Genomic DNA, 9810 nt, shown 5'->3' with positions numbered 1-9810 from the left:
ACCCGCCCCCGACCAGCAGCCGCCCACTACGTCCGTACGCGTCCGCCGCCCACGTCGTCCGTACGCGTCCGCCGCCCCGCCCGCCGTCCGAGTCGGCCGTCACCCTCAGGAGCACCATGCCCATCGACGCAGCCAAGGCACTCGCCGCCGCACCCCGCATCGGCGAGATCAGCTGGGACAGCAGGGACGTCCAGCTCTACCACCTCGGGATCGGGGCCGGGATCCCCGCCACCGACCCCGACGAGCTGCGCTACACACTGGAGTCCCGGCTGCACGTCCTGCCCAGCTTCGCCACCGTCGCGGGCGCGGGCAGGCCCGGTGTGATCAGCGGGCTGTCCATGCCCGGCATCGAGGTCGACCTCGCCCGGGTGCTGCACGGCGGGCAGTCGCTGACCGTCCACCGTCCGCTGCCCGTCCAGGGCACCGCGACCTCGACCGGCAGGATCGCCGCCGTGTACGACAAGGGCAAGGCCGCCGTGCTGGTCATGCGCACCGAGGTCACCGACGCCGACGGCCCGCTGTGGACGAACGACGCGCAGATCTTCGTACGGGGGGAAGGCGGCTGGGGCGGCGACCGCGGTCCTTCCGCCCGCCTCGAACCCCCGGCCGGCCCGCCGGACCGGGTCGTGGAACGGCCCGTCCGGGAGGACCAGGCGCTCCTCTACCGTCTCTCGGGCGACTGGAACCCACTGCACGCCGACCCCGAGTTCGCCAAGGTCGCCGGTTTCGAGCGGCCCATCCTGCACGGGCTGTGCACCTACGGGATCGCGCTGAAGGCGGTCGTCGACACGCTGCTCGGCGGTGACGTGACCCGGGTCCACGGCTACGACACCCGCTTCGCCGGGATCGTGTACCCGGGCGAGACCCTGCGCATCCGGATGTGGGGGCCGAGGGACGGGGAGGTCCGGGTCGCGGTGAGCTCCGTGGACCGGGACGACGCCCCCGCCCTCGCCGACACCGTCGTCCGCCACTCCTGAGCCCACGCACCGCCGAAGCCGCCGCCGAACGAGCCGCTGTCGAAGCCACCGCCGAGGGGAGCCGCACCATGCGCGCAGCCGTACTGCACGAGATCGGCCAGGACAAGCTGGAGGTCCTCGACGACGTCGAGGCGGTGGGCTTCGGGCCGGGCCGGGTGAGGATCCGGGTCCGCGCCACGGGCCTGTGCCACTCGGACCTGTCCGCGATGAACGGGGTGCTGCCGCAACCGGCGCCGTTCGTGCCCGGACACGAGGGCGCGGGCGAGATCGTCGAGGTCGGCGAGAACGTCACCGGGCTGAAGGCCGGTGACCGGGTCGTGGTCTGCTGGCTGCCCGCCTGCGGGGCGTGTCCGGCCTGCCGGCGCGGGCAGACGGAGCTGTGCCTGGCCGGGTTCATGAACGCGGGCACCCCCAACTTCCGGCGTCCCGGCGGGGACGTCTTCGGCTTCGCCGGCACCGGTACCTTCGCCGAGGAGGTCGTCGTCGACGCCGGATGCGCGGTGCCGATACCCGACGACGTGCCCTTCGACATCGCCGCCCTGATCGGCTGCGGGGTCACCACCGGTCTCGGCGCCGCCCTCAACACCGCGGACGTGACGGCCGGTTCGTCGGTCGCCATCATCGGCTGCGGAGGCGTGGGCATCTCCGCGATCCAGGGGGCACGGCTCAGGGGCGCCGCCGAGATCGTCGCCGTCGACCCGGTCGCCGCCCGCCGCGAGGCCGCTCTGCGGTTCGGCGCCACCCAGGCCGTGTCGCCGGAGGAACTGCCCGGCGCCAAGCAACAGGTCACCGGCGGGGAGGGTTTCGACTACGTCTTCGAGGTCGTCGGCAGGTCCGCCACCGCCCGCACGGCGTACGACAACACCCGGCGCGGCGGCACACTCGTCGTCGTCGGCGCCGGAGCCATGGACGACCAGCTCCAGCTGAACATGTTCGAGCTGTTCTTCGACGAGAAGCGCATCCTGCCCTCGATGTACGGAGGCGGAGACGTGCTGCGCTCCTACGAGCGGACCATCGCCCTGTGGCGGGCCGGCCGGATCGACCTGGCGGGCCTGATCACCCACCGGGTCGCGCTGGCGGAGATCAACGAGGCCCTGGACCAGATGCGCACGGGGACGGCCCTGCGCACCTGCATCGAGATCTGAATCCGGCAGCAGGAAGCAGCAGGGAAGCAGCAGGGAAGCAGCGGAGAAGCAACAGGGGAGGGGACTCGATGTCACTGCCACTGGAGGGGCGGTCCGCGATCGTCACCGGCGCGGGCCGCGGTCTCGGTCGGGTCGAGGCGCTGGAGCTGGCCCGGCTCGGCGCCGCCGTCGTCGTCAACGACTTCGGGCAGCCCGGCCGGGACGGCTCGGGCACGGCCGACGCCGGGCCCGCCGAGGACGTCGTGGCGCAGATCCGCCGGGCCGGGGGCCGAGCCCTCGCCCACACGGGGGACGTCGCGGACTTCGAACAGGCCCGCGGGCTGGTGGCGGCGGCGGTCGACGCGTTCGGAAAACTGGACATCCTGGTCAACAACGCCGGGATCCTGCGGGACCGGATGGTCTTCTCCATGTCCGAGGAGGAGTGGGACTCCGTGCTCCGGGTGCACCTCAAGGGGCACTTCAACACGACCCGCTTCGCGGCCGCGCACTGGCGGGAGCGGTCGAAGGCGGCGGGCGCGCCGGTCTACGGGCGGATCGTGAACACCTCCTCGGAGGCGTTCCTGGCGGGTTCCGCGGGCCAGCCCAACTACGCGGCGGCGAAGGGCGGAATCGTCGGCCTGACCACCTCCACGGCCCTCGCGCTCGCCAAGTACGGGGTGACGGCGAACGTCATCTGCCCGCGCGCCCGCACCCGGATGACCGAGGACGTCTTCTCCGGGACGGGCTTCGAGCCCCCGGCCGAAGGGCTCGACCCGCTCGCCCCGGAACATGTCGCCCCGCTCGTCGGCTATCTCGCCTCACCGGCCGCCGCGCGGATCAACGGGCAGCTGCTCGTCGTCCACGGCGGCATGGTGGCGGTCGTCGAACGGCCGCGCGTGCAGGCGCAGTTCGACAGCAAGCAGGACACCTTCAGCTACGACGAGCTCGACGCCCTGCTGACCTCGTACTACGCGGACCGGCCTCCGGCGGAGACGTTCGCGGCGGCGGAGGTACTGGGGCTCAGGCGCCGTTAGGCAGCCGTTGGGCAGCCGATGGGCGGCCGTTGGACACAGGAGGGGCGTCCGGAAAAGCGGAAGGGGCCCGTGCACCTCTGGTGCGCGGGCCCCTCGCGGCGTACTGTCAGGCAGGCGCCTCGACGTCCTCGGTCGGCCTGCGGTGACGGCCGTGAGGGGCCGTCTCCGTGTCCTGCGCCGCGATCTGCCCGCGGTGCTTGCCGTGACCGGCGTCCTCCCAGGTGTCGGAGGACAGCGGCTGCATCGTGCTTGCGTCGCTCATCGGAAAACTTCACCCCGTCAACATGATCCTTCTTAACAGCCGGGTGAGTTTAACCAACCTGACGCGGGTCGGATCCAGGCGACCACGCCAACCGGCACTAGTTCGTTACATGACGCGCCTGCGGCGCCTGCTGCAAGGGCACGGGACGCGGTGTGACCGGCTGCGGAGGTTCCTCTTCCGGGAGCTCCCGGGGCACCGGGGTCCCCAGTGCCGTCGGCCCCGGCCCCAGCGCGCGCGGCGGCACCGCCGGGATCTGCACCTCCGCCACCGCGCACGGCGCCGCCTCGGTGGCGTACGGCAGCCGCAGCACCCCGCCGGGCGTCCACAGCCCGGTGCCCGTCAGCCAGCCCTCGGGCGCCGGAAGATGGTGCATCCGCCGCTCGGCCGGCCGCCACACCCCGACCCAGCTGCCGAGCGGACCGTCGATGCGCAGCGCCACCGCGCAGCTCTCCGGCGTCAGCACCTGCTCCGGCTGGATCGCGAACGGCGTCACCGCGCACGCCGCCACCCGCAGACACTCCGGGAAGCGCACCGGCAGCGCGCTGCCCAGCACCCCCCAGCCCAGCCGGTGCTCACCGGGCGATGGCGCGTCGGAGCGGATCAGCAGCAGCCCGCTGTCGACGTCGGCGAGCAGCACCCGGTCGTCGCTGTCGGCCGCGATCTGGAGCAGCGGCGACACCTCGCCACCGCGCTCCAGGTCCACCACGACCGCCTTGGTCCGGCCGCCCAGCTCCCGGTCGAGCGCCAGCATCCGCCCCGTGCGGTCCAGCCACGCCCCGCCCGAGCAGCGCCCGGGGACCTCGGCGAGGTGCTCGGGCCCGAAGTCGCCGCCCGCCACCAGCCACACCGCCGTGGAGCGCGCGCCCACGGCCAGCGCGTACGCCCGTCGGCCGCCCGGGGCCGGGGGCAGCAGCCGCAGCCGGGTGCCCTCGTCCGGGCACTCGACCGAGCCCAGCGGCAGCTCGCCGGTGTCGGGTCCGGTGGGGTAGAGCAGGGAGAAGACGTGCCGGCCGGCCACGGCCCGGCGGATGAGGACCCGCCCGTCCCGCATGGGCTGGACCTCGGTGCCGGGCTCCTCGGGCTGGCTGCCGGGCAGCGGTACGGCGTAGGGCTCGGGGCCGTCGAGCGTCCAGCGCTCCGGCAGCCAGGAGTCGCCGGCGCGCGCGAGGCGGGCGGCGTAGGCGCCGTCCGCCGTGATCGTGCAGCCGGGCCGTGGCGCGCCGTCGTCCTCCTCGGTCGCCGCGGGTTCGATCGCACAGGCCGTCATCGTTCGGTCACCTCCGGCGACGAAGCTAGTTTTCGTGCGCGCGCGGGAGGGACCGCCGGGCGGTCGCTTCACACATACGTGTGGTGCAGAAGCGATTCAGCTGAGGGGGCCGTGACCGATGTGCTGACCGGCGCCGGTCCCGGCCGCCCCGCCCCGGGCCGGTACGGCCGGGCGGAACGGCCGCCCCGAGCCGGTACGGCCGGGCAGAACGGCCAGGTAGCCTTGCTCCCGTGCCCCGTCTGTCTGAAGTCATCGCCGCGCTGGAGAATCTGTGGCCCGCCGAGCGGGCCGAGTCCTGGGACGCGGTCGGCACCGTCGTGGGAGATCCCGACCAGGAGGTCGCCCGGGTCCTGTTCGCCGTCGACCCGGTCCAGGAGATCGTCGACGAGGCGGTGAAGCTGGGCGCCGACCTGCTGGTCACCCACCATCCGCTCTACCTTCGCGGTACGACGACGGTCGCGGCCTCCACCTTCAAGGGCCGCGTGGTGCACACCCTCATCAGGAACGACATCGCGCTGCACGTCGCCCACACCAACGCCGACACGGCCGACCCGGGCGTCAGCGACGCGCTCGCCGGAGCGCTCGACCTGCGCGTGGTGCGTCCGCTCGTGCCGGATCCCGCCGACCCCGAGGGCCGCCGCGGCCTGGGCCGGGTCTGCGAACTGGACCACCCGCTGCCGCTGCGCGAGTTCGCCGCCCGCGCCGCCGAGCGGCTGCCCGCCACCGCGCAGGGCATCCGGGTCGCGGGCGACCCCGAGCAGGTCGTCCGGACGGTCGCGGTGAGCGGCGGTTCCGGCGACAGCCTCTTCGACCAGGTGCGGGCGGCGGGCGTCGACGCGTTCCTCACCGCCGACCTGCGCCACCACCCGGCGTCCGAGTTCCTGGCGGGCACCGCCCACAGTCCTCTCGCGCTGCTCGACGCGGCGCACTGGGCCACCGAGTGGCCCTGGTGCGAGCTGGCGGCCGCCCAGCTCGACGAGATCTCCGACCGGCACGGATGGGACCTGCGCGTCCACGTCTCGAAGACGGTCACCGACCCCTGGACCGCCCACGCGGCGTCCACCACGACGAACACCCCTGGAGCCCCCAACTGAACGCCGCGCCCGCCGACCAGATCCGACTTCTCGACGTCCAGGCCCTCGACGTCCGCCTCCAGCAGCTCGCGCACAAGCGGCGGTCGCTGCCCGAGCACGCCGAGATCGAGTCGCTGACCAAGGACCTCACGCAGCTGCGCGACCTGCTGGTGGCCGCGCAGACCGAGGAGAGCGACTGCGCCCGCGAGCAGACCAAGGCCGAGCAGGACGTGGACCAGGTCCGCCAGCGTGCCGCCCGCGACCAGCAGCGTCTCGACTCGGGCGCCGTCACCTCCCCCAAGGACCTGGAGAACCTCCAGAAGGAGATCGTCTCCCTCGCCAAGCGCCAGGGCGACCTGGAGGACGTCGTCCTGGAGGTCATGGAGCGCCGCGAGTCCGCGCAGGAGCGGGTGGCCGAGCTGACCGAGCGGGTCGGCTCCGTCCAGTCGAAGATCGACGACGCCACGGGCCGCCGGGACGCGGCCTTCGAGGAGATCGACGGCGAGGCCGCCACGGTCACCAAGGAGCGCGAGGTCGTCTCCGCCTCCGTCCCCGCCGACCTGCTCAAGCTCTACGACAAGCTGCGCCAGCAGCAGGGCGGCATCGGCGCGGCCAAGCTGTACCAGCGCACCTGCCAGGGCTGCCGCCAGGAGCTGTCGATCACCGACTTCAACGCGGTCCGCGCGGCCGCCCCGGACACGGTCGTCCGCTGCGAGAACTGCGGCCGCATCCTGGTGCGTACGTCCGACTCCGGCCTGTAGGGGGCCTTCGGCGTGCGGGAGTTCATCGTCGAGGCCGACGGCGGTTCCCGGGGCAACCCGGGGCCCGCGGGCTACGGTTCCGTGGTGATCGACGCGGCGACCGGGGAGACCCTCGCCGAGCGGGCGGAGTTCATCGGCGTCGCCACGAACAACGTGGCCGAGTACCGGGGCCTGGTGGCCGGGCTGCGCGCCGCCCATGAACTCGACCCGTCCGCCGAGGTCCACGTCCGGATGGACTCCAAGCTCGTCGTCGAGCAGATGTCGGGCCGCTGGAAGATCAAGCACCCCGACATGAAGCCGCTCGCGGCCGAGGCCGCGCGGGTCTTCCCGTCGGACCAGGTCACCTACGAGTGGATCCCCCGCGAGCGCAACAAGCACGCCGACCGGCTGGCGAACGAGGCGATGGACGCGGGCAAGCGGGGCGAGCAGTGGTCCGCGTCGGCGTCCACCGCAGACCTGGACACCCGCGCGTCGAGGTCGGCGGCCCCCGAGCCCGCGGGCCCGCCCGGCGACGCGACGGCGGGCGCGGCGAGGGCCCGCGCGGCCCTGGCGTCCCGCCGACCCACGGCCGAGACGGGCGCCCGCGCGACTGACGCCGACACCTGCGCGACCGGCGTCGGTCCTGGTATCGGCACCGGCGTCGGCGCGGCTGCCGGTGCGCCCGCCGCCGCGACCGGTGCGTCCGCCGTCGCCCCCGCCGCCGCGACCGGTGCACCTGCCGCGGTGCCCGCTGCCGGTCCCGGTGGGTCCGGCGCTGCTGTCCGTACGTCTGCCGCCGCCGGTGAGGCTGCCGCCGAGGCCGGTGAGGCCGCTGCTGCTAGTGCACCCGTCGGCCCCGCCGCGCCCGCCACGTCCGCAGGCCCCGTCGGCCCAGCCGGCTCGGCCACCTCCGCCGCGTCCGCCCCCGGCGGGCAACCCCCGGCCGTCAAGGCCGCCGCCGACGTCCGGGCCGCCCGGGCCGTTCGTGACGTACCCGCGGCCGGGTGGGCTCCCGCCGACATGGGCGCACCGGCGACCTTCGTGCTGCTGCGGCACGGGGAGACACCGCTGACCCCGCAGAAGCGGTTCTCCGGGAGCGGCGGCAGCGACCCCTCGCTCTCCGGCGCCGGGCGGGAGCAGGCCGAGCGGGTCGCGGCCGCGCTGGCGCGGCGCGGCACGATCCAGGCGATCGTCGCCTCCCCGCTCGCCCGCACCCGGGAGACCGCCGCGATCGTGGCCGCCCGTCTGGGTCTCGACGTGACGATCGACGACGGGCTGCGGGAGACCGACTTCGGCGCCTGGGAGGGGCTCACCTTCGGCGAGGTCCGCGAGCGCCACCCGCAGGACCTCGACGCCTGGCTCGCCGACCCCGAGGCCGCACCCAGCGGCGGCGGCGAGAGCTTCGCGGCCACCGCCGCCCGGATCGCCGTCACCCGCGACCGTCTGGTCGACGCCCACGCGGGCCGTACGGTGCTGCTGGTCAGCCATGTGACCCCGATCAAGACGCTCCTGCGGCTCGCCCTGGGCGCCCCGCCCGAGTCCCTGTTCCGGATGGAACTGTCGGCCGCCTCGCTGTCGGCGGTGGCGTACTACGCGGACGGCAACGCCAGCGTGCGGCTCTTCAACGACACGTCGCACCTGCGCTGAGGGCCGCCGCCGCGCGGGCCAGCCGCTCGACCCGGTCCCAGTCGCGGGCCGCAAGCGCCTCCGCCGGGACCATCCAACTGCCGCCCACGCAGCCGACGTTGGGCAGCGCCAGGTACTCCGGGGCCGACTCGGGCCCGATCCCGCCGGTCGGGCAGAACCGGGCCTGCGGCAGCGGTCCGGCCAGCGACCGCAGATAGGCCGTGCCGCCCGCGGCCTGCGCCGGGAAGAACTTCATCTCCCGCACCCCGCGCTCCAGCAGCGCCACGACCTCCGACGCGGTCGACACGCCCGGCAGGAAGGGCACTCCGGACATCCGCATCGCCGCCAGCAGTACGTCCGTCCAGCCGGGACTGACCAGGAAGCCCGCCCCGGCCGCGGTGCACGCGGACACCTGCTCCGGCGTGATCACCGTGCCCGCGCCGACCACCGCGTCCGGCACCGCGCCCGCGATCGCGCGGATCGCGTCCAGGGCGGCCGGGGTCCGCAGGGTCACCTCGATCGCCGGCAGCCCGCCCGCGACCAGGGCCCGCGCCAGCGGTACGGCGTCGGCGGCGTCCTGGAGCACCACCACCGGCAGAACGGGTGCGAGATCCAGCACCGACGCGGGTGCCGATACCGGCGCCGGTATCGGCATCGATACCGGTACCGAGGCAGCCGAAGAGGAGGGCGGCGGTGAGGACATGGCCTCATCCTGCCCACGGCACGCACCGTGCGCAAAGGGCGTTGCACATGCCGCAACGCCCTCGCGTGGCTCGCGTGGCTCAGTGGATCTCCGTCACCACCACGTCCAGCGCCCACGGCCGCCCGGCCCTCGCGGGCGGCTGCGCCTCCACCACGTACCCGAGGTCGCGCAGCGCCTCCACCAGCGTGGCCGGGTCCTTCGGCGCGATCCCCTCGGTCAGCAGACCGCGCACGATCCGCCCCTTGGTCGCCTTGTTGAAGTGACTGACCACCGACCGCTTCTCCACCCCGTCCACCAGCTGGGAGTGCAGCACGCGCACGGTGGCGGTCCGCCCGGCGACCTCGCCCTGCGGCTTCCACGCCGCCGTGTACGCCGACGACCGCAGGTCCAGCACCAGTCCGTCCGCGGCCGCCTCGGGCAGCACCGACGCCATCGGCGCACGCCAGTACGTGCTCAGCGCCCCGAGCCCGGGCAGCTTCACGCCCATGGAGCAGCGGTAGGAGGGGATCCGGTCCGTCACCCGGACCGCGCCCCACAGCCCCGAGAAGACCAGCAGGGACCGCGTGGCCCGCCGCTTCGCCGCCGTGTCGAGGGAGGACAGGCCGAGGGCGTCGTAGAGGACACCGGTGTAGATCTCCCCGGCCGGCCGCGCGCCCGCCGTGTGCAGCCGCGCGTTCTTCGCGACCTCGCCGCGCAGGCCCTCGCTCAGCCCGAGCACCTCGCGTGCCTTGTCCTCGTCGCCCGCGCACAGCTCGACCAGCTCGCCGAGCACCGCCTCGCGGGCGGCGGTGAGCCCCGGCAGCGACAGCGACTCCGGCTTCAGCGGGGCGCCGCGGCCGGAAGCGGCCTTGCCTTCGGACGGGGGCAGCAGGACAAGCACACGTACTCCTTCGGTAGAGCTCGGCGCCAGCGTACGGCGTTCGGGCGAGCGGCCGGGACGGCGTACGGCCCCGGGGCGCGGAGGCGGTTGTCCGGATGCCGCCCCCCTGCCCCCGCCCTACGCT

General features: G+C 74.4%; 10 protein-coding genes. 6 read left to right on the top strand and 4 right to left on the bottom strand.

The genetic code is table 11. The features are described 5' to 3' along the window. The first annotated feature begins 116 nt into the window (after positions 1-116). From FNH09_RS41450 to FNH09_RS41440, 3 genes are all read left to right on the top strand, one after another. Positions 117-977: a MaoC/PaaZ C-terminal domain-containing protein gene (locus FNH09_RS41450; RefSeq protein ID WP_152895029.1), complete on the top strand. Its 861-nt coding sequence runs from the start codon at positions 117-119 to the stop codon at positions 975-977. Positions 978-1045: 68 nt separating this feature from the next. Then, positions 1046-2122, top strand: a complete 1077-nt coding sequence (locus FNH09_RS41445; RefSeq protein WP_152895028.1) for a Zn-dependent alcohol dehydrogenase — start codon at positions 1046-1048, stop codon at positions 2120-2122. Between the two features lie 68 nt (positions 2123-2190). Next, entirely contained in the window at positions 2191-3135 is a 945-nt protein-coding gene (locus FNH09_RS41440; RefSeq protein ID WP_152895027.1) for a 3-oxoacyl-ACP reductase, read from the top strand. A 106-nt stretch (positions 3136-3241) separates the two neighbouring features. On the opposite strand, the gene FNH09_RS47930 is transcribed toward FNH09_RS41440, so the two are convergent. Further along, entirely contained in the window at positions 3242-3397 is a 156-nt protein-coding gene (locus FNH09_RS47930; protein ID WP_202919869.1) for a hypothetical protein, read from the bottom strand. 97 nt (positions 3398-3494) lie between these two features. Beyond that, on the bottom strand, positions 3495-4664 hold the full coding sequence (locus FNH09_RS41435; RefSeq protein ID WP_152895026.1) for a hypothetical protein: 1170 nt from the start codon (positions 4662-4664) through the stop codon (positions 3495-3497). A 230-nt stretch (positions 4665-4894) separates the two neighbouring features. Here FNH09_RS41435 and FNH09_RS41430 point away from each other — a divergent pair, with 230 nt between their 5' ends. Genes FNH09_RS41430 through FNH09_RS41420 form a run of 3 tightly spaced genes read left to right on the top strand, consistent with a single transcriptional unit; the run spans position 4895 to position 8124 of the window. Next, a complete protein-coding gene (locus tag FNH09_RS41430; RefSeq protein WP_162469877.1) occupies positions 4895-5758 on the top strand; it encodes a Nif3-like dinuclear metal center hexameric protein in 864 nt (287 codons plus the stop codon). After that, positions 5755-6498, top strand: coding sequence for a zinc ribbon domain-containing protein (locus FNH09_RS41425; protein ID WP_202919870.1), 744 nt, complete (start codon positions 5755-5757; stop codon positions 6496-6498). Before FNH09_RS41430 ends, FNH09_RS41425 begins: the two co-directional genes overlap by 4 nt. A 12-nt stretch (positions 6499-6510) precedes the next feature. Beyond that, the gene (locus FNH09_RS41420) at positions 6511-8124 is read left to right on the top strand and encodes a bifunctional RNase H/acid phosphatase (RefSeq protein ID WP_162469876.1); all 1614 of its coding nucleotides are present in this window, start codon (positions 6511-6513) and stop codon (positions 8122-8124) included. Here the strand turns inward: FNH09_RS41420 and eda are convergent. Both eda and yaaA read right to left on the bottom strand, forming a co-directional pair. Further along, positions 8099-8758, bottom strand: a complete 660-nt coding sequence (eda, locus tag FNH09_RS41415; protein ID WP_238427412.1) for a bifunctional 4-hydroxy-2-oxoglutarate aldolase/2-dehydro-3-deoxy-phosphogluconate aldolase — start codon at positions 8756-8758, stop codon at positions 8099-8101. The genes FNH09_RS41420 and eda overlap by 26 nt on opposite strands. Positions 8759-8885: 127 nt before the next feature. Then, positions 8886-9686, bottom strand: coding sequence for a peroxide stress protein YaaA (gene yaaA / locus FNH09_RS41410; protein WP_162469875.1), 801 nt, complete (start codon positions 9684-9686; stop codon positions 8886-8888). Between the last annotated feature and the right edge of the window lie 124 nt (positions 9687-9810).

Source organism: Streptomyces adustus (assembly GCF_009377175.1).
Taxonomy (GTDB): Bacteria; Actinomycetota; Actinomycetes; order Streptomycetales; family Streptomycetaceae; genus Streptomyces; species Streptomyces adustus.
Note: the sequence above shows the minus strand (reverse complement) of the source record. Positions and strands in the feature narration are given on the sequence as shown.